Below are 18848 nucleotides of genomic sequence, written 5' to 3'. Positions count from 1 at the left end.
CATGGCCACACCGAAGGACCTTCCCGACGTCGGCGGGTTCATCCGCGATCTTCGGCGGAACGCCAAGATCTCGCTCCGTCAGCTCGCCGAGCAGGCGGGGGTCAGCAACCCGTACCTCAGCCAGATCGAGCGCGGCCTGCGCAAGCCCAGCGCCGAGGTGCTCCAGCAACTGGCGAGCGCGCTGCGGGTCTCCACCCCGGCGATGTACCTGCGCGCCGGGCTGCTCGACGACAAGGAAGGCCACGGCGTGCTCGCGGCCATCGCCGTTGATGCCGACCTGACGATGGCCCAGAAGCAGTCACTCACCCAGATCTACGAGACGTTCCGCCGGGAGAACACCCGGCTGGCCGACGCCCAGGCCCCCGCCGAGGGCAGCGGCACCGGGTCCACCGGCGGCACGGTCGGGGCGACCACCCCGACCGATGTCGGCGGTCAGCCCGCCGACGTGGCCAATCTGGCCGCCACCGGCCCCACCACCGCAGGCGGCACCCCGACCGAGGCTGTACTCGAGTCGGTCGCCGTCACCGAGGCGGGCACCGCACCCGCCCCGGGCAGCACCAACACCCCCGAGAAGAAGGCCGCCGGGTCGGCGGTCCGCGAGGCCGCCACGGCGGCCGAAGAGGAGACGTCATGAGCGAGCCGAAGACCAACCGCATCCCCGCCCCGATCTACGCCGCCGCTGGCGCCGGTGAGCTGGCCATCGAGCAGTTGCGCAAGCTGCCGGCCGTGGTCGGCGTCCTCAGCACCCGGGTCGTCGCCGACCTGGGCGGTCGGGCCGTGCTGACCGGTTACGAGCTGCGCCAGAAGGCCACCGAGACCCTGCGTACCGCCAACGAGACCGCCGGCACGCTGCGCGAGCGGGCGCAGGCCGAACTGGACCTGGCCAAGCTGCGCGACTCGGCCGAGCTGGCCAAGCTGCGCGAGGCCGCCGACCTGGCCAAGCTGCGCGAGGTCACCGACCTCGACAAGCTGCGCGCCGCCGCGACCCGCAACGCCATCATGGTGTACGCGGGCGCCCAGGCCGCCCAGGAGCGGGCCTTCGCCGCGTACGGTGCGCTGGTCGCCCGGGGTGAGCGCGTCGTCGGCGCCGGTGTGCTGGAGGCCGCCGAGACGGTCAACGCCGACATCGAGGCCACCGAGGGTGTACCGGCGACCACTGCCGCCACCCCGGCTCCCACCGCCACCACGGCTCCCGCCACCACGGCCACGGCTCCCGCCACCACGGCCGCGGCTCCCGCCGCCACGGCCCCGGCCGACGTGCCGACCCCGGCCGACGTGGCCGAGATCGCCGAGGCCAAGCCGGCCGCCGTCAAGAAGGCAGCCCGTGCACCGAAGGCCGCCAAGCCGGCCGCGACCCCGTCGGCGAAGCTGCCCCGGGCCACCAAGCGGACCCGCCCGGCGGCCGAGTAGTTCGCCATGTCGACGACCCCGGCGGCGTCCTTGTCGGACGTAGCCGGGGTCCTCGACATAAGCTTGCCGGCATGGCCAACGCCGCGCCGATCTTCGCGTTCGAAGTCCGCTACGTGATCGAGCTGATCCTGCTCGTCTTCGCGCTGATCGTCCAGGGCGTCGCCCTGGTCCACGCGATCACCCAGCGCTCCGACGCCTTCCCCGCCATCGGGACACTTCCCAAGGGTGGCTGGATCGCCATCCTGGCGGTCTGTCTCGTGCTGACCCTGCTCGGCTTCGGGCCGATCAGCCTCTTCGGACTGATCGGCATCGCCGCCGGTCTCATCTACCTGCTCGACGTTCGGGTCGGCCTTCGCGACCTCAGCGACGGCAAAGGGTTCTGGTGAGAGGTTTCCGCTGGCCACCCCCACCGGACAGCGGCCCCCGCACCTGGGGGCCCGGTCCGGGTGGGCCGCGTACCGGCCGCCCGGCGCTGCCGGAGCCGGACACCGACCTGGTCGCCACCCCGCACGGCGTACGGCTGGAGCGGCTGGTCACCGGCACCGGTGACCCGGTGACCGTGTTCGCGCACGGGCTGGGCAACGGCATCGCCACCACCCGCCCGTTCGGCAGTGGGGTGACCGGCCGCAAGGTGTTCTTCCAGTTCCGTGGGCATGGCCGTTCCGAGGCCCCGGACGGGCCGTGGAACTACCTGGACCTCGCTCGGGACCTGCGGGCGATCGCGGACCTCGGCGGGGCCAGTCGGGCGTTCGGCGCGAGCCTCGGCGCCGGTGCCCTCTGCCGGCTGCTCGTGGAGAGCCCGGACCGTTTCGAGAAGCTGGTCTTCTTCCTACCCGCGGTGCTCGACCGGCCGCGTGGCCCGGTCGCGCAGGAACGCATCACGGACCTGCTGGAGGCGGTGGAGAGCGGGGACGCCTCGGCGGTCGCCGACGTCGTCACCCTGGAGCTGCCTCCTGCGGTGCGTAACACTCCCGCCGGCTGGGCGTACCTGCGGCAACGGCTCGACCAGCTGCTCCGCGACGGTCTGGCCGCCGGCCTGGCGGGCCTCGCCGAGCAGACGCCGTTGCGCGACACCACCGCCCTCGCTGCGGTGACCGCGCCAGCGCTGGTGATCGCCAACGCGGGCGACGACCTGCACCCGGTCGAGGTCGCCGAGCGACTCGCCGCCGCGCTGCCCCAGGCCACCCTGCACGTGTACGACCGGCCCGGCGTCCTCTGGTCGGAACGCGCCGACCTGCGGGACCGCATCGCCGGCTTCCTCAACGAGTAACGTGCCCTGTCATGGGCGTCACACAACATGGCCGGACGCACCGGCTCGACCTAGCTGACCCGACCCTGCGTGAGTGGACGTGCACGGTCCTGCACGCCGACGCCGAGCAGGGCATCGTGCTGGACCGCTCGGCGTTCTACCCGGGCGGCGGTGGCCAACCGCCGGACCACGGCGTGCTGCTGTGGCAGGGCGTGCAGACCCGGATCGTCGGCACCCGCAAGAGCGACGACCCGTACCTGATCCCCGCCGAGGGTGACCCACTGCCCCCGGCCGGCACCGAGGTCGTCGGCGCGGTGGAGGACGAGCGCCGCACCCGGCTGATGCGTACCCACTCCGGGCTGCACGTGCTCTGCGGTGTGGTGTTCCGCGACTTCGGCGCGCTCGTCACCGGCAACTCGATGGAACCGGGCGAGGCCCGGATGGACTTCAACCTCCCCGAGGTCCCGCCCGACTTCAAGAGTCGGATCGAGGAGCTGGTCAACGCCGAGGTGGCCGCCGACCGCTCGGTCGCCACGCGAGTGCTGCCGCGCACCGAGGCGCTGGCCCTGCCGGACATCATCCGTACCCAGTCCAATCTCATCCCGCCGGATGAGCAGGAGGTCCGGATCGTCGACATCGTCGGCCTGGACGTGCAGGCCGACGGCGGCACCCACGTCGCGTCCACCGCCCAGATCGGCAAGGTGCAGGTCGTGAAGGTGGAGAGCAAGGGCCGCGCCAACCGCCGGGTCCGCGTCCGGTTGGTGGACTAGGTCCGGGTAACGAATTCGGACGTCGGTTGTCAGGTATCGCTGACAACCTCGCAGGTATGACACAACCGCTCGCAGGAAAGATCGCGCTCGTCGCCGGTGCCACCCGGGGCGCGGGTCGGCAGATCGCCGTCCAGCTCGGCGCCGCCGGCGCCACCGTGTACGCCACCGGTCGCAGCAGCCGCACCGGTCGCTCGGAGATGGACCGGCCGGAGACCATCGAGGAGACCGCCGAGCTGGTCACCGAGGCCGGGGGCACGGGCATCGCCGTCCAGGTCGACCACCTGGTGCCCGAGCAGGTCCGCGACCTCGTCGCCCGGATCGACGCCGAGCAGGGCCAGCTCGACGTGCTGGTCAACGACATCTGGGGCGGCGACCCGCTGGTCACCTGGGACAAGCCGGTCTGGGAGCAGCCGCTGGACGCGGGCTTTCGGACCCTGCGACTGGCCATCGACACCCACATCATCACCAGCCACTTCGCCCTGCCGCTGCTGATCCGCAAGCCGGGCGGGCTGCTGGTGGAGATGGGCGACGGCACCAAGGCGTACAACGACGACAACTACCGGCTCTCCGTCTTCTACGACCTGGCCAAGGTGTCGGTCAACCGGCTCGCCTTCAGCCAGGCGCACGAGCTGAAGCCGCACGGCTGCACGGCGGTGGCGCTCACCCCCGGCTGGATCCGCTCCGAGGCGATGCTGGAGCACTTCGGAGTGACCGAGGACAACTGGCGCGACGGCGCTGCCACCGACCCGAACTTTCTCATCTCGGAGACCCCGGCCTTCGTCGGCCGCGCGGTGGCGGCGCTCGCCGCCGACGAGGAGAAGGCCCGCTGGAACGGCCAGTCCGTGGACGCCGGCACACTGTCCAAGGTGTACGGATTCACCGACCTCGACGGCAGTCAGCCGGAGGGGTTCCGGTACATCGTCGAGGTGGTCGACGCGGGCAAGCCCTCGGACGTCACCGGCTACCGGTAGAGCGCCCGCAGCCGGTCGGCCGCGTCGGTGAACAACCGCCGCAGCTCGGGCGGGCCGAGGACCTCCACCTCGGGGCCGAGCCCCAGCAGTTGGTGGTAGGCGACCTCGACGGACTCGACGGGCAGCTGGCCCACCACCCAGCCCTGCCCGTCGGGTGCTCCGGCGGCGGCGACCAGCTCGTCGTACACGAAGGGGGCATCCACCAGGTGCCGGAGCTGGCGCAGACCCGCCGGGCTGAGCCGGACGGTGACCTCGGCCCGCAGCACGGTCCGCAGAAACGACCCGGCCTGCTCGCGCCAGTGCCCGGCCAGGTCGAAGCCCTCGTCCCGCTCGAAGCTCTCCTCGCCCACCTCGACCCCGGTCACCCGGTCCACCCGATAGGTGCGGGTGTCGTCGTCGACCCGGCCGACCAGATACCAGACACCACTCTTGAGCACCAGCCCGTACGGCTGGACCCGCCGGGCCACCTCCCGGTCACCGCGCCGGTAGCGCAGCTCCACCACCCGGTCGCGCCAGACCGCCCGGGCCAGCTCGGTCAGCCACGGCGGCGGCGCGGTCTCCCGGAACCAACCCGGCACGTCCAGATGGAACCGCTGCCCGGCACGGGCCGGGGCGTCGCGCAGGGCCGGCGGCAGGGCGGCGAGCACCTTCAACTCGGCGGCGGCGACCGCGTCGGCGAGCCCCATGTCGCCAGCGGGGCCGGGCAGCCCGGAGAGGAAGAGCGCCTCCGCCTCGTCCCGGGTCAGCCCGGTCAGTCGGGTGCGGTAACCGCCGAGCAACCGGTACCCGCCGGCGCGGCCCCGGTCGGCGTAGACCGGCACCCCGGCGGCGGAGAGCGCCAACACGTCCCGGTAGACGGTCCGCTCGGAAACCTCCAGCTCCCGCGCCAGCTCACCCGCCGTCATCGACCCGCGCGCCTGCAACAACAGGAGCAGCGAGATCAGCCGGGACGCGCGCACCCGCCCATCCTGCCCGGCCCTCACTCACCGCCCGCCGGGGGTCAGCAACCCCCTGTCGTACGCGGTGGCCACCGCGGCGGCCCGGTCGTTGACCCCGAGCTTGGTGTACACGTGCAGCAGGTGCGTCTTGACGGTGGCCTCGCTGATGAACAGCCGAGCCGCCGCCTCCCGGTTGGAGGCACCACGGGCCACCAGGGTGAGCACCTCCAGCTCGCGCTGGCTGAGTGGCTCCTCGACCGGTGCACGCAACCGGCCCATCAACCGCCCGGCGACGCTCGGTGCGAGCACCGACTCGCCCCGGGCGGCGGCCCGTACCGCGCGGACCAGTTCCTCGCGGGGCGTGTCCTTGAGCAGATAGCCGGTGGCACCGGCCTCGATGGCGGGCAGCACGTCGGCGTCCGTGTCGTACGTGGTGAGCACCAGCACCCGGGCGGTGCTGCCGGAGCGGGCCAGCCTGCCGATGGCGGTCACACCGTTCATTCCGGGCATCCGCAGGTCCATCAGCACCACGTCCGGCCGGACCGTCGCGACCAGGGTCAACGCCTCCGCGCCGTCCGCGGCCTCGCCGACCACCTCGAAGCCGGGGTCGCCGGTGAACATCCCCCGCAACCCGTCGCGCACCACCGGATGGTCGTCGACGATCAGCAGCCGTATCGGGGCGGTCAACCGGCACCTCCCGGCAGCGCGGGGACGGACGCCGAAATGGCGGTGCCGCCTCCCGGTTCGGATTCGACGGCCAACTCGCCACCCACCCGGGTCACCCGCTGCCGCATCGCGGTCAGCCCGTACCCGCCGCCCGGCTCGCGGGGCGCCGGCTGCCCGGTGACGTCGAAGCCCGTCCCGTCGTCACGGACATCGAGGGTGACCACGTCCGTCATGTACGACAGGGTCAGCCCGACCCGTGACGCGGCAGCGTGCCGGGCCACGTTGGCCAGCGCCTCCTGGGCGGCCCGGAGCAGGGTCACCTCGACCTCCGGATGCAGGGGGCGGGGCGTTCCGGTGGTGGCGACCTCGGCCCGTACCCCGTTCAGAGCCGACCAGCGCCCGCCCAGCTCGACGAGCGCGTCTGGCAGCCGGGCTGTCTCCAACGTCTCCGGGCGGACGGCCCGCACCGAGCGGCGGGCCTCGGTGAGGCTCTCCCGCGCCAGTGCGAGCGCGTTGTCGACGTGCCGCCGCCAGTCGGCGGAGCGGTCGCGGGTCTGCTCGGCCGCCTCCAGTTGGGTGATGATGCCGGTCAACCCCTGGGCCAGGGTGTCGTGGATCTCTCGCGCCATCCGCTGCCGCTCGTCCAGCACGCCGGCCTCCCGTGCCTGGGTGAGCAGTTGGGCGTGCAGCCCGGCGTTCTCCTGGACCGTCTCGGTGAGTTGACGGTTGGCCTCGCCGAGTTCCGCCATCAACCGCCGACGTTTGACGTCCTCCTGTTCGGCGATCATCGCGAACCAGCTCACCGAGCCGGCCACCAGCAGGTTGAAGAGCACCAGCACCAGCCAGAGCAGCCAGTGCGACACCACCACCGACAGACCACCGCCCTGAGACGTGGCGACGAGGGCCGCCGTGGTCACCATCCCGGCGACCCGCCAACGCCCGGGCAGCACCGGGAAGGCGTGGATGTAACCGATCCAGGCGAAGAAGCCGTACCACGGACTGGCGGCCACGAGAGCGGCGGCGAACGTGAGCAGACCGGCGTAGTAGACCGCCATCGGCCTGCGCCGACTTTGCCAGCCGGGGTGCAGGGTCACGAACCAGGCGACCCAGCATCCGGCCGCCACGGCCACAGCGAGGGTCGGCACCGCCCCGGGGCTGGCGGGCGCCGGTGCGACGAGGGCCAGCAGGGTGCCCAGAGCCAGCCCGCCATACGGGAACACGCGATAGAGGGCAGCCTCGCGCTCTCGCCAACTGGTCAGACGGTCGTGCCCACCGCTGCTGGTCATCGCATCTCCGCTCACTCCCAGCGGAACAGTTTCGCCGCGCTGGCGCCGGCCGCCACGGCGATCACCGCCATTATCGCCAGGTGCAGCGGCTGCGGCGACGTGCCGGTCCAGGCGTCCAGAAGCGCCTGCACCCCGGGCGGCGTGTAGTCGCCGATCCGCGCCACGGCGTCCGGAAGCAGGAACCGGGGCAGGTAGACCCCGCCGAAGAACATGGTGACCAGGAACAGCGGCACGGCCAGAGCCTGCGCCGCCTTCGTCGTGCGGGCCACGGCGGCGACCAGCAGGCCGAGCGCCAGCAGCGCCGCCGTGCCGAGGACGAACGCCAGGGTGAAGCCGAGCGGGTGCCGAGGGAACGGCACCCCGAACGCCAACCGGCCGACGACGATGAGCAGCAGCGCGCTGGCCAGGATCCCGGCCAGGGCCAGCACCAGTTGCGCGGCGAGCAGAGCGGCCGGATGCGCCGGAGTGGTCGCCAGCCGACGCAGCACGCCGCGTTCCCGGTAGGTGGCCAGCACCGTGGGCAGCGTGTTCACCCCGACCATGGCGAGGGTGACCACCAGCAGCGACGGTGCGAAGTAGCTGACGAAGGTCTGCCCATCGAAGGTCGGATCCGGCTTGCGGAGCGAGGGGACCAATCCGAGCACCACCAGGATCACTGTGGGCAGCCCGATGGTGGTGAGCAGCGTCGGTATGTCCCGCAGGTAGAGCCGCGCCTCGATCCTCAGGATCTGACGGAAGGCGTGCATGCTTGCCCCTTTTCAGTCGACGGGCCGGTGCCCGGTCAGCTCGACGAAGGCGTCGTCGAGGGTGGACTGCTCCAGCCGCAGGTCGGCGGCGACGATCTGGTGGCGGGCGAGGACCGAGGTGACGGCGTGCAGCAGGTCACCGGTGCCGGTCACCACCACCTGGCTGCCGGTGCGCTGCACGGCGGAAACCTCGGGCAGGTCGGTGAGGAGCCGGTCGTCGACCGGGGCCGACGGCCGGAACCGGATCCGCTGCTCCGGAGCCACCGCCGACACCAGGCCCGCCGGGCTGTCCAGGGCGACGACGCGCCCCCGGTCGATCACCGCGACCCGGTCGCAGAGCCGCTCCGCTTCCTCCATGAAATGGGTGACCAGCACGATCGTCACTCCGCTGTCCCGGACCTGTTCGATGAGACCCCAGGTGTCCCGGCGCGCCTGCGGGTCCAGCCCGGTGGTGAGCTCGTCGAGGATCGCGATCTCCGGGTTGCCGACCAGGGCCAACGCGATGGAGAGTCGCTGCTTCTGACCGCCGGAGAGCTTCTTGTACGCGGTGTTCCGCTTCTCGCCGAGGCCCAGCTTGTCGATCAGAGCGGCCGGGTCGGCCGGGTTGCGGTAGAACGAGGCGTACAGCTCCAGCGCCTCCGCCACCCGCAGCCGGTCCGGCAGTTGGCTCTCCTGGAGTTGCACCCCGACCCGCTGCCGGAGCTGCGCCGCGTCCCGGCGGGGGTCGAGCCCGAGGACCGACACCCCGCCCCCGTCGGGGACACGCAGCCCGGCGACACACTCGACGGTGGTGGTCTTGCCGGCGCCGTTCGGGCCGAGCACGCCGAAGATCTCCCCGGGCTCCACCGTGAACGACACGTCCTGGACGGACACCAGATCGCCGTACCGCTTACTCAGGTGGGTCACCTCGATGACCGACATCGTGCCGCCCTTCCGCCGCTGGCTTCGTACCCCTCAAGGGTTGTCGGGGTGACCCGCCGGCGAATCGACTGGTCGGCGATGTTCGCCGGCGTTCCCGGTGGATCACTCCCGTCCGCCAACCGGTTGATGTGGACGCGAACAGTCGCTGCTACGGCTCCACCCGGCGGACCGGATCATCGCTCGATAGGCTGCTCGATCGTGGATGTCAGCAGAGTCGCCAGCCCGGTCACCGGAGTCGTCGGCCGTTTCTTCGCCGGGGCGGGGCTGCTCGTGCGGGGGCTGGGTCTCTATGTCCGCAGCCCGGGGTTGATGCTGCTCGGGGTCGTGCCGGCGCTGATCTCCGGCGCGTTCTTCCTGGCCGCGCTCGCCGCCCTGGTGTACTTCGTGGACGACCTCGCCGCGCTGGTCACCCCGTTCGCCGACGACTGGTCGAGCACCACCCGCAGCCTGGTCCGGGTGATCGCCGGGCTGGCCTTCCTGGGGCTCGGCGGTCTGCTCGGCGTGCTCACCTTCACCGCGGTCACCCTGGTCATCGGCGACCCGTTCTACGAGAAGATCTCCGAGCAGGTCGAGCAGCGGTACGGCGGCACGCCGGGCGCGGTGGACGTGCCCTTCTGGTCGTCGTTGCGGCGCAGCCTCGCCGACTCGGTACGACTGGTGGCGCTCACCGCGCTGGTCGGGATTCCGCTCTTCCTCGCGGGCTTCATCCCCGTGGTCGGCCAGACGGTCGTCCCGGTGATCGGCGCGGCAGTGGGCGGCTGGTTCCTCGCCGTGGAGCTGGTCGGGGCACCGTTCTACCGGCGCGGTATGCGGCTGCCGCAGCGCCGGACGATCCTGAAGGCCGATCGACCCACCGCGCTCGGCTTCGGGGTTGCCGTCTTCCTCTGCTTCCTCATCCCGCTCGGCGCAGTGTTGATCATGCCGGCGGCGGTCGCCGGCGCCACTTTGCTGGCCCGCCGATCGCTCGGCCAGTCCATCGAGAAGGACTGACATGGAGATCACCCTGGTCGAGGGGGACATCACCACGCAGCAGGTCGACGCCATCGTGAACGCCGCCAACTCGTCCCTGCTCGGTGGGGGCGGGGTCGATGGCGCCATCCACCGACGTGGCGGGCCGGCCATCCTGGCCGAGTGCCGGGCGCTGCGGGCATCCCGCTACGGCAGGGGTCTGCCCACTGGCCAGGCGGTGGCGACCACCGCGGGGGAGCTGCCGGCATGCTGGGTGATCCACACCGTCGGGCCGGTCTGGTCCGCCAGCGAAGACCGGTCGGCGCTGCTGCGCGACTGCTACGCCAACAGTCTCCGCGTGGCCGACGAGGTGGGCGCGACAACCGTGGCCTTTCCGCTGATCTCCGCCGGCATCTACGGCTGGCCGATCGACGACGCGGTCCGGCAGGCACTGACGGTGCTGCGCGCGGCCACGCCCGCCACCGTCGTCGAGGCCCGCCTGGTGCTGTTCGGGGCGGCGACCCATGCCGCGGCCAGCCGGGTCTTCGACGACGCCTGAGCGGTACGCCCGGCCACTGTCCCCCAGCAGGCGAGGCTTTGCCGACAGCGTGTTGATAAGATGCCGACATGATGTCGACAATCCACGAGGGCGGGCGCTGATGTTCCTCGCAATTCGTGAGCTGAGCTTCGCCCGGTTGCGGTTCGCTCTGATGGGCGCCGTGATCGCGCTGATCGCCGTGTTGATGGTGATGCTGTCGGGGCTGTCGGTCGGCCTGGTGCGCGACGGCGTTTCCGGGCTGCAGAACCTGCCGGTCACGTCGTTCGCCTTCGCGCACGGCGTCCAGCGGGACTCCGCGTTCTCACGGAGCGTCGTGGACATGTCGGCGGTCGACAGCTGGGGCGCCCAGCCGGGCGTCGCGGACGCGGCGCCGTTCGGAAACACGCTGGTGAATACTCGTACCGATCGGGGAACTGAGGTCGACCTCGCGCTGTTCGGAGTGCAACCCGACTCGTTCCTGTCGCCCCGGGTCAGCCAGGGTGAGCGGTTGGGCACCGCGGACGGGATCGTGGTGAGTCCCACGGCGCTGGACGCGGGGCTGCGGATGGGCGACACGGTCACCGTGGATCGGGTCGGTACGCGGCTGCGGGTCGTCGGTGTCACCGAGCAACAGGACACCTTCGGGCACGTGGACGTGGCGTACGTGCCGTTGGCGGCGTGGCAGGCGATCAAATCCGGCACCGCCCCCGACGCGGATCTGCCGTCAAGGGCCGCAACGGAGATCACGGCGGTTGCGGTCCGCGCGGACGATGGGAAGTCCGTCGATCTGACTGCGGGCGACGCCGCCACCGGAACCGAGAGCCTGACCCTGAAGGAGTCCTACGGGGCTTCGCCCGGATACACGGCCGAGACGACGACACTGCAGTTGATTCAGGGATTCCTGTACGCGATCTCGGCGCTGGTGGCCGGAGCGTTCTTCGCGGTGTGGGCGATCCAACGCAAGCCCGAGGTGGCCGTCCTGCGGGCGCTGGGCGCCTCGACCGGCTGGGTGCTGCGCGACGCGTTGACGCAGGCGTTCGTCCTGTTGGCGGTCGCTGTCCTCGTCGGCGTGGGGCTGGGGCTGGCTCTCGGTGCCTTCATCACCGGCAGCGGTGTCCCGTTCGCGTTGAGCATGCCGAGCATCTCCGCCGCCGCGATCGGCCTCGTTGTCCTCGGCCTGGTGGGAGCCGCCGCGGCGGTCATCCGCATCACCTCAGTCGACCCGGCCACCGCTCTGGGAGGAAACCGATGAGCAGCAGTCCCGCTCCGACCGCTTCGACCGCACCCGCTGACTCGTCCGAGCGGCTCGGCCTGGTGATGCGTGCGGTGTCCCTGCGGCACGGCGACGCCGCCGAGACCGTGCAGGCGCTCGACGACGTCGACCTGACGGTGCGACCCGGTGAGCTCGCCGCGATCGTCGGCCCGTCCGGTGCCGGCAAGTCCAGTCTGCTGGCCGTCGCCGGCGGCCTGGCCCGGCCCGACCAGGGGACCGTTACCGTGGCCGGTCAGGACATGACAGTGCCGAGCCGCCGCACACGGACCGCCCTGCGCCGCCAACATGTGGGCTTCGTGTTCCAGTCGGGCAACCTGCTGCCCGCGCTGACCGCCGTCGACCAGTTGCGGCTGCCCCTGCGGCTGGGACCACGGTCGACGCGGTCCGGCCGAGACCCGCTGGAGCTGCTCGCCGACGTCGGCATGACCGACAAGGCCGACCGGCGCCCGCACCAACTGTCGGGTGGCGAACGTCAACGGGTCGGGATCGCCCGAGCGCTGGTCACCGAGCCCAGCGTGCTGCTGGTCGACGAACCGACAGCGGCGCTGGACCGGGCGCGCAGCCACGACATCGTGCGACTGCTGGCCCACGAGGCCCGGCAGCGGTCGGTCGCGGTGGTCATGGTCACTCACGACCACGATGTGCTGGAATACTGTGACACCGTCTACGAGATGGTCGACGGCAAGCTCGCGGCCAGCAGCTAGCCACGACGGCAGGGTGCGGGCGCGGCGCACGACCAGGCCGGCCACGTCCGTCCGGAACAAGGGGGGCGGCGTGCCGAAGATCCAGGCCGCGACTGTCGCTGAGCACCGGGCCTCCCAACGCGCCGCGCTGCTCGACGCGGCCCGCACCCTGCTGTCGAAACACCCCGAGCAGATCCCCGGGCTGGCCGAGGTCGCCCAGCATGCCGGCCTCGCCCGATCCAGCGTCTACTCGTACTTCAAGTCCCGCGCCGACATGTTCGACGCACTCGTCATCGACACGTTCCCCCGCTGGTCGGCGTACGTCGAGAAGCACATGGACGAGGCCGCCGCCCCCGGGCCGAAGATCCAGGCGTACGTGGAAGCCAACCTGCAACTGGTTGCCCGAGGCGATCACGCACTGGCCCGTGCGCTGGCATCGGCCGGCAGCAGCGAGACACTCGCCTCGTCCAGTCGGCTCATGCACGACAGCCTGGAAGCCCCGCTGCGGGCCGCGCTCACGGACCACGGCTCGTCGGACCCGGTCCGCATGGCAGAACTGGTCCAGTCGATCGTCTACGCCCTGAGCCGGATGATCGAGGGAGGGCTTCCCCTGCGGACCGCAACCGGCCTCGCCCGCGAACTTCTCAGCCCGTACCTCGATCCCGACAGCGGCTGAAGGGCTCGGCCCGACCGGGCGACGACGATCAGCTCAGGTTGGCCAGACAGGACCACTGGGACGTCACCGGCCGGTAGCCCAGCCGGGCGTTGATCGCCAGCATCGGCGCGTTCGCCTCGTCGTTCGACGTGTACGCGACGCGTACGCCGTTCGCGGCGGCCCGGTGCAGCGCGGCCACCTTGGCCAGCCGCGCCAGCCCTCGGCCCCGGTAGGTCGGGATGCTGCCGGTGTAGTCCGACCACATCCGGTCCCCGTCCCGCTTCACCAGGCTGAACGCGACCACCTCACCACCGACCTCGGCCGCGATGCTGGACGCCTTGTCCAGCCCGAGGTTGTCCCACACGTCGTACTGCCAGCTCTCGTAGCTCTTCGCGTCGACGGGCACATCCCCCGGTTCGTCCGCCGCCGAGGCCACGTCCGCCGCGTACAGGAGGTGCGGGTCCAGGTCGGCGATCGGAAGCAGCCGCACCCCCGGAGGCGGGTCGGGCAGTGCGGGTGCCGGATTCAGGTCGAGCGCCGAGTAGCGCACCTCCCGGCTGGGCTCGTAGCCGTGCCGCCGGGCGTACGGCAGCGCGTCGGGCTGCGCCATGGCACGCACCCGGCGGATTCCCAACGGGCGGAGGAAGTCGGTCGCGGCGGTCAGCAGGGCGGTGCCGATGCCGTGCCGCCGGTGTTCCGGGTGCACGTGCAGCAGGTTGATGCCACCGACGTCCGCCGCCGATGTGGTGCCGATGCGTTCGGCGGACACCCAACCGACCACCCGCTCGTCGACCTCGGCCACGAACGCGGTCCAGTCCTCCTCGGGCGGCGGTTCGGCGATCATCTTCCGGGTCGACTCGACCCCGCGCACCAGGTACGGGTAGACAGTCGCCCGCAGGGCCACCACGGCCGGGGCGTCGTCGGGTCGCGCCACACGGATGCGCATGTCAGGCCTCCGTCCGTACGGCGGCGACGGCCTCTACCTCGACGAGCTGGTCGGTGTAGCCGAGCACGGCGACCCCGAGCAGGGTGCTGGGCGGGTCGTGGTCGCCGAAGAAGTCCCGCACCACCTCCCAGACGGTCACCAGGTCCTTCTGCTGCGACGATGCCACGTAGACGGTGGTCTTGACGACGTCGGTGGGCGTGGCGCCGGCCGCCGCGAGGGCGGTCTCCAGGTTCGCCATCACCTGCCGGGCCTGCGCGGCGTGGTCGCCCGGCGCGACGGTGCGGCCCTCGGCGTCCAGCGGGCACGCCCCGGCGGTGAACACCAGCCGGGCGGGCGGCTCGACGATGGCCGCGTACGCGTACTCGGCGACGTCGGACAGGGCGGGGACGTGCAGCAACGCGACAGGATCCGGCATGCCGGCGAGGCTAGCGACGATCACAGACCTGGGCGAACCATTAACCCCTGAAGTTGCGCGGATCTTGCCGCGGGCGGCGTGGTCAGGCGGAGGCTCGTCGGATCAGCTCGGTGGGGAGCATGACCGCCTGCTCGATCTCCTCCCCGGCGGCCAGCCGGAGCAGTTGGCGGGTCATCCGGCGGCCGAGTTCCACGATCGGCTGCCGGACGGTGGTCAGCGGTGGCTCGGTGTACGCGGCCGTCTCGATGTCGTCGAAGCCGACCACCGCGACGTCGTCGGGCACCCGCCGGCCTGCTTCGCGCAGCGTCCGCAGGGCGGCGTGCGCCATCAGGTCGGAGGCGGCGAAGACGCCGTCCAGGTCGGGGTGCTCGGTGAGCAGGCGCCGCATCGCCGCCGCACCGGACTCGCGGGTGAAGTCGCCGACGGCGATCAGCTCGGGCAGCCCCGCGTCGGCGACCGCGCTGCGGTAACCGCTGAGTCGCTCGATGCCGGCGACCATGTCCTGTGGGCCGGCGATGGTGGCGATCCGCCGCCGACCGATGTCGATCATGTGTCGGACGGCTGTGGTCACCCCGGCCACGTGGTCCACGTCGACGTACGGCACGGGCACGTCGCCGAGCGGCCGACCGCTGACCACCACCGGGATGCCGAGCCGCGCCAGCGTGCCGGGCAACGGGTCGGCGCCGTGCAGCGAGGCGAACAGCACCCCGTCGACGTGCCGACCGGTGGTGTACCGCTCGACCCGCTGATGCCCGGCCGGCGAACCGGCGAGCATCAGCACCAGTTGCTTGTCGGCCGCCTCCAGCTCCTGGCTGACGCCACGGATGATGCCGGGGAAGACCTGGTCGTCGGAGAAGACCCGGGTGGCCGCCTCCGGCATGACCAGGGCGATCGAGTCGGTGCGCTGGGTGACCAGGCTGCGGGCGGCCAGGTTGGGCACGTACCCCAGCTCGGCGACGGCCCGGGTGACCGCCTCCCGGATCGGCTCCGCGACGGTGGTGGAGCCGTTGACCACCCGCGAAACGGTGGCGCGGGACACCCCGGCCCGCGCCGCCACCGCTTCGAGCGTCGGCCGCTGTGCCGTCGTCATCGCGCCCTTCCCCCCGCTTGTCACAGCCCGTTCCGGGAGATCACCTCCTGGTACCACCGGGCGCTGGCCTTCGGTGTGCGCCGCTGGGTCAGGTAGTCGACGTGCACGATCCCGAACCGCTTGCGGTAACCCTCCGCCCACTCGAAGTTGTCCAGCAATGACCATACGAGATAACCGCGCAGGTCCACGCCCCGGGAGATCGCCTCGTGCGCCGCACGCAGGTGCCCGTCGAGGTAGGCGATGCGATCGGTGTCCATGACCTGCGTCGGCCCGTCGGGCGAGTCGGCGCCCGGCTTGTCAGGGAACGCCCCACCGTTCTCGGTGATCAGCAGGGGCACGCCGGGGTAGTCGATGGCGATCCGTTCCAGCAACCGGGTCAGCCCGGCCGGCTCGATCATCCAGCCCATGTCGGTCAGTGGCCCGGTCGGTGGCACGAAGTGCACAGCGCCCTCGGTGCCCGGGTAGGCGTCGTTGCCGGCACCGTCGGGTCGGCCTGCCACGTAACCGGGCGCGTAGTAGTTGATTCCCAGCAGGTCGATCGGTGCGGCGATCAGCTTCTCGTCACCGTCGCGGATGAACGTCGGCTCGATGATCCGCGCCACGTGCTCGCGGACGTCGTCCGGGTAGCCGCCGGCCAGCAGCGGGTCGAGGAAGATCCGGTTGTGCAGGCCGTCGACCAGGCGCACCGCGGCGGCGTCCGCCGCGCTCTCCGGGTCGGCCGGTCGCACGTCGGCCGGGTTGACGGTGATGCCGACGCTGCGCGCGCCGGCGGACCGCAGCGCCCGCGCCGCCAGGCCGTGGCCCAGCAGCAGATGGTGTACGGCGGTGAAGGCCGCTCCCGGGTCCTGCTCGCCCGGGGCGTGCACCCCGTTGCCGTAGCCGAGGTAGGCCGAGCACCACGGCTCGTTGAGCGTGGTCCACACGTCGATCCGGTCGCCGAGGCGGGCGTACACGGCGGTGGCGTAGGTGGCGAAGTGCTCGGCGGTGTCCCGGTTGGTCCAGCCACCACGGTCGCCCAGGGCCTGCGGCAGGTCCCAGTGGTAGAGGGTGACGATCGGGTCGATTCCCCGGTCGAGCAGCGCGTCGGTGAGGCGGTCGTAGAAGTCCAGCCCACGCGGGTTGGCCGGGCCGGTGCCGTCGGGCTGGATGCGGGGCCAGGCGACCGAGAAACGGTACGCCCGCAGGCCCAGTTCGGCCATCAACGCCACGTCGTCGGCGTACCGGTGGTAGTGGTCGCAGGCGACGTCGCCGGTGTGGCCCTGGTACACCTTGCCCGGCGTACGGCTGAAGGTGTCCCAGATGGACGGACCGCGACCGTCGTCGCGGGCCGCGCCCTCGATCTGGTACGCGGCGGTGGCCGCCCCCCAGAGGAAATGGTCGGGAAAACGGAGTTCGTCGACGCCACCGCTTCGCGGCGTCGTCGACGCCTCGTTGCTGTGCCTGCTGGTTCGCTCGCTCACGCCTTGACCGCACCTTCCATGATCCCGCCGATGATCTGCCGGCCGAACAACACGAAGACCAGTAGCAGGGGCAGCGTCGCGATCGCTGTCCCGGTGAACACCTGCGACATGTCCTGGTAGTAACCGTCCGACAGCGCCCGCAGGGAGAGCTGCACTGTGGGATTCGCCGGGTCGTTCAGCACAGCGTACGGCCACAGGAAGTCGTTCCAGGTGGTCATGAACGTGAGCAGGCCGAGCACGGCGGCGGCGGGGCGCAGCGCGGGCACGACGACGTGCCACCAGATCCGGGCGGTGCCGCAGCCGTCCATCCGGGCGGCCTCGATCAGCTCGTCGCTGATGGCCTGGCCGGCGTACTGCCGCATCATGAACACCCCGAACCCGGTGACCAGCACCGGGACGATCACCGCGGGCAGCCGGTCGTTCCACTGCAGCCGGGTCATCAGCAGGTAGAGCGGGATCAAGCCGAGCTGGGTCGGCACCATCATCGTCGCGATGATGACCAGCAGCAGCGCGTTGCGGCCGCGGAACCGCAGCTTGGCGAACGCGAACCCGGCCAGGCTGGAGAAGAACACCACGGACACGGTGACCGTGGTGGCCACGATCGTCGAGTTGATCAGGCCGGTGGCGAAGTACGCGTCGGTGTTGTCGAACAGCCGGGAGATGTTCGCGCCCAGGTTGCCGCCGGGGGTGACCGGGGGTGGCAGTTGGCCCATCGCGTCGTTGGAGCGGCTGGCGACGACGATCATCCACCAGATCGGGAAGATCGACAGGCCGGCCGCGACGACCAGGGCCAGGTAGGTGAGCGGGCTGGCCCGCCAGAGCCGGCTCATCGCGCCGATCCCTTCCGTGCGTCGGGGCGCGATCCGCCGCCGAGGCGGCGCAGGATCAGCACATTGACCACCGCGACGATCGCGATGAGCGCGAAGAGCAGCCAGGCGACCGCCGAGCCGTAGCCGAAGTTGTAGTGCGGGGCGAAGGCGTTCTCGAACATGTACATGGTCAGGGTCTGCGACTCGCGCAGCGGCCCGCCGCGGATCGGGTTGGTGCCGGAGTGGAACATCCGGGGCTCGGTGAAGAGCTGCAACCCGCCGATGGTGGCGATGATGGTGCAGAAGATGATCGTCGGCTTGAGCAGTGGCACGGTGACCGACCAGAACTGCCGCGCCCGGTTGGCGCCGTCGATCGCCGCGGCCTCGTACAGGTCCCTGGGGATGGCCTGCATGGCGGCCAGCAGGATCAGCGCGTTGTAGCCGGTCCACCGCCAGTCGACCATGGCGGAGATGGCCACCCAGGAGGCGAACCGGTTGGACTTCCAGCCGATCGGGTCCATCCCGACCAGGTCGAGCAGCCAGTTGATCATGCCGAACTCACGGCCGAAGAGCACTCCGAACACGATCGCCACGGCGGCGGTGGAGGTCACGTTGGGGACGAGCACCGCCATCCGCCAGCCGGTACGCGCCCGCAGGCCCCGGTTGAGCAGATTGGCCAGCCAGAGCGCGGCGAGCAGCTGTGGGACGGTGGAGATCACGAAGATGCCCAGCGTGTTGACCAGCGCGTGCCAGAAGTCGGTGTCGGCGAGCAGCCGCGTGTAGTTCTCGGCGCCGACGAACGGGTGGTCGGTGCCGAGCAGGTCCCAGTCGTGCAGCGAGACCCAGAAGGTGTACGCCAGCGGGTAGGCCCCGAAGATCGCGAAGATCAGGAAGAACGGGGCGATGTAGAGGTACGGCGAGAACCGGGTGTCGAGCCGGCTGAAGCGACCTGTCGGACGCGGGGGTGCCGGTGCGACCGGCGGGCGGGCTTCGAGCTGGGCGGTCATGCCCGGGGACTCCTTTCGCCGTGCGGGCGGGACTCCGGGGACCGGGGCCCGCCCGCACGATCGCTCG

At 71.5% G+C, this 18848-nt stretch carries 22 protein-coding genes; 11 read left to right on the top strand and 11 right to left on the bottom strand.

Features of this window, described 5'->3' with window-relative positions; translation table 11 throughout:
* Position 1 precedes the first annotated feature (1 nt).
* The 6 genes from GA0070619_RS25520 (at position 2) to GA0070619_RS25495 (ending at position 4400) form a co-directional block, all read left to right on the top strand.
* Complete coding sequence (locus GA0070619_RS25520; RefSeq protein ID WP_088950382.1) at positions 2-634, top strand: helix-turn-helix domain-containing protein; 633 nt, start codon at positions 2-4, stop codon at positions 632-634.
* Positions 631-1410, top strand: coding sequence for a hypothetical protein (locus GA0070619_RS25515; protein ID WP_088950381.1), 780 nt, complete (start codon positions 631-633; stop codon positions 1408-1410). Before GA0070619_RS25520 ends, GA0070619_RS25515 begins: the two co-directional genes overlap by 4 nt.
* Positions 1411-1481: 71 nt before the next feature.
* Positions 1482-1796, top strand: a complete 315-nt coding sequence (locus GA0070619_RS25510) for a DUF2516 family protein (protein WP_088950380.1) — start codon at positions 1482-1484, stop codon at positions 1794-1796.
* On the top strand, positions 1793-2680 hold the full coding sequence (locus GA0070619_RS25505; protein WP_088950379.1) for an alpha/beta fold hydrolase: 888 nt from the start codon (positions 1793-1795) through the stop codon (positions 2678-2680). Before GA0070619_RS25510 ends, GA0070619_RS25505 begins: the two co-directional genes overlap by 4 nt.
* An 11-nt stretch (positions 2681-2691) precedes the next feature.
* The gene (locus tag GA0070619_RS25500; RefSeq protein WP_088950378.1) at positions 2692-3429 is read left to right on the top strand and encodes an alanyl-tRNA editing protein; all 738 of its coding nucleotides are present in this window, start codon (positions 2692-2694) and stop codon (positions 3427-3429) included.
* Positions 3430-3485: 56 nt separating this feature from the next.
* The gene (locus GA0070619_RS25495) at positions 3486-4400 is read left to right on the top strand and encodes an SDR family oxidoreductase (protein ID WP_088950377.1); all 915 of its coding nucleotides are present in this window, start codon (positions 3486-3488) and stop codon (positions 4398-4400) included.
* Here GA0070619_RS25495 and GA0070619_RS25490 read toward each other — a convergent pair.
* Genes GA0070619_RS25490 through GA0070619_RS25470 form a run of 5 tightly spaced genes read right to left on the bottom strand, consistent with a single transcriptional unit; the run spans position 4391 to position 8957 of the window.
* Complete coding sequence (locus GA0070619_RS25490; protein ID WP_088950376.1) at positions 4391-5359, bottom strand: helix-turn-helix transcriptional regulator; 969 nt, start codon at positions 5357-5359, stop codon at positions 4391-4393. The genes GA0070619_RS25495 and GA0070619_RS25490 overlap by 10 nt on opposite strands.
* Before the next feature lie 24 nt (positions 5360-5383).
* Complete coding sequence (locus GA0070619_RS25485; protein WP_088950375.1) at positions 5384-6025, bottom strand: response regulator; 642 nt, start codon at positions 6023-6025, stop codon at positions 5384-5386.
* Positions 6022-7290: a sensor histidine kinase gene (locus GA0070619_RS25480; protein WP_172862115.1), complete on the bottom strand. Its 1269-nt coding sequence runs from the start codon at positions 7288-7290 to the stop codon at positions 6022-6024. Before GA0070619_RS25480 ends, GA0070619_RS25485 begins: the two co-directional genes overlap by 4 nt.
* An 11-nt stretch (positions 7291-7301) precedes the next feature.
* Positions 7302-8036 carry an ABC transporter permease gene (locus GA0070619_RS25475; protein ID WP_088950373.1) on the bottom strand — a complete coding sequence of 245 codons (735 nt, stop codon included), beginning with the start codon at positions 8034-8036 and terminating at the stop codon, positions 7302-7304.
* Between the two features lie 12 nt (positions 8037-8048).
* On the bottom strand, positions 8049-8957 hold the full coding sequence (locus GA0070619_RS25470) for an ABC transporter ATP-binding protein (RefSeq protein ID WP_088950372.1): 909 nt from the start codon (positions 8955-8957) through the stop codon (positions 8049-8051).
* Positions 8958-9155: 198 nt separating this feature from the next.
* Between GA0070619_RS25470 and GA0070619_RS25465 the strand changes: the two genes are divergently transcribed.
* The 5 genes from GA0070619_RS25465 to GA0070619_RS25445 all read left to right on the top strand — a co-directional run bounded on the left by GA0070619_RS25465 (position 9156) and on the right by GA0070619_RS25445 (position 13075).
* A complete protein-coding gene (locus GA0070619_RS25465; RefSeq protein WP_088950371.1) occupies positions 9156-9947 on the top strand; it encodes an EI24 domain-containing protein in 792 nt (263 codons plus the stop codon).
* 1 nt (position 9948) lies between these two features.
* Complete coding sequence (locus GA0070619_RS25460; RefSeq protein ID WP_088950370.1) at positions 9949-10464, top strand: O-acetyl-ADP-ribose deacetylase; 516 nt, start codon at positions 9949-9951, stop codon at positions 10462-10464.
* A complete protein-coding gene (locus GA0070619_RS25455; RefSeq protein WP_231927152.1) occupies positions 10430-11695 on the top strand; it encodes an ABC transporter permease in 1266 nt (421 codons plus the stop codon). The genes GA0070619_RS25460 and GA0070619_RS25455 overlap by 35 nt, the downstream gene beginning before the upstream one ends.
* Complete coding sequence (locus GA0070619_RS25450) at positions 11692-12420, top strand: ABC transporter ATP-binding protein (protein ID WP_088950368.1); 729 nt, start codon at positions 11692-11694, stop codon at positions 12418-12420. The genes GA0070619_RS25455 and GA0070619_RS25450 overlap by 4 nt, the downstream gene beginning before the upstream one ends.
* Positions 12421-12490: 70 nt before the next feature.
* Positions 12491-13075, top strand: coding sequence for a TetR/AcrR family transcriptional regulator (locus GA0070619_RS25445; RefSeq protein WP_088952045.1), 585 nt, complete (start codon positions 12491-12493; stop codon positions 13073-13075).
* 28 nt (positions 13076-13103) lie between these two features.
* On the opposite strand, the gene GA0070619_RS25440 is transcribed toward GA0070619_RS25445, so the two are convergent.
* The 6 genes from GA0070619_RS25440 to GA0070619_RS25415 all read right to left on the bottom strand — a co-directional run bounded on the left by GA0070619_RS25440 (position 13104) and on the right by GA0070619_RS25415 (position 18781).
* Positions 13104-14000 (bottom strand): GNAT family N-acetyltransferase, encoded by an 897-nt coding sequence (locus GA0070619_RS25440; protein ID WP_088950367.1) that lies wholly within the window; start codon positions 13998-14000, stop codon positions 13104-13106.
* A gap of 1 nt (position 14001) precedes the next feature.
* On the bottom strand, positions 14002-14415 hold the full coding sequence (locus GA0070619_RS25435; RefSeq protein ID WP_088950366.1) for a RidA family protein: 414 nt from the start codon (positions 14413-14415) through the stop codon (positions 14002-14004).
* 82 nt (positions 14416-14497) lie between these two features.
* Positions 14498-15505, bottom strand: a complete 1008-nt coding sequence (locus GA0070619_RS25430; protein WP_088950365.1) for a LacI family DNA-binding transcriptional regulator — start codon at positions 15503-15505, stop codon at positions 14498-14500.
* 20 nt (positions 15506-15525) lie between these two features.
* Entirely contained in the window at positions 15526-16965 is a 1440-nt protein-coding gene (locus GA0070619_RS25425; RefSeq protein WP_088950364.1) for a GH1 family beta-glucosidase, read from the bottom strand.
* The gene (locus GA0070619_RS25420; protein ID WP_088950363.1) at positions 16962-17795 is read right to left on the bottom strand and encodes a carbohydrate ABC transporter permease; all 834 of its coding nucleotides are present in this window, start codon (positions 17793-17795) and stop codon (positions 16962-16964) included. Before GA0070619_RS25420 ends, GA0070619_RS25425 begins: the two co-directional genes overlap by 4 nt.
* Positions 17792-18781: a carbohydrate ABC transporter permease gene (locus tag GA0070619_RS25415; protein ID WP_088950362.1), complete on the bottom strand. Its 990-nt coding sequence runs from the start codon at positions 18779-18781 to the stop codon at positions 17792-17794. The genes GA0070619_RS25420 and GA0070619_RS25415 overlap by 4 nt, the downstream gene beginning before the upstream one ends.
* Positions 18782-18848 lie beyond the last annotated feature (67 nt).

Source organism: Micromonospora zamorensis (assembly GCF_900090275.1).
Classification (GTDB): domain Bacteria; phylum Actinomycetota; class Actinomycetes; order Mycobacteriales; family Micromonosporaceae; genus Micromonospora; species Micromonospora zamorensis.
This window is presented reverse-complemented; position numbering and strand designations above follow the sequence as displayed.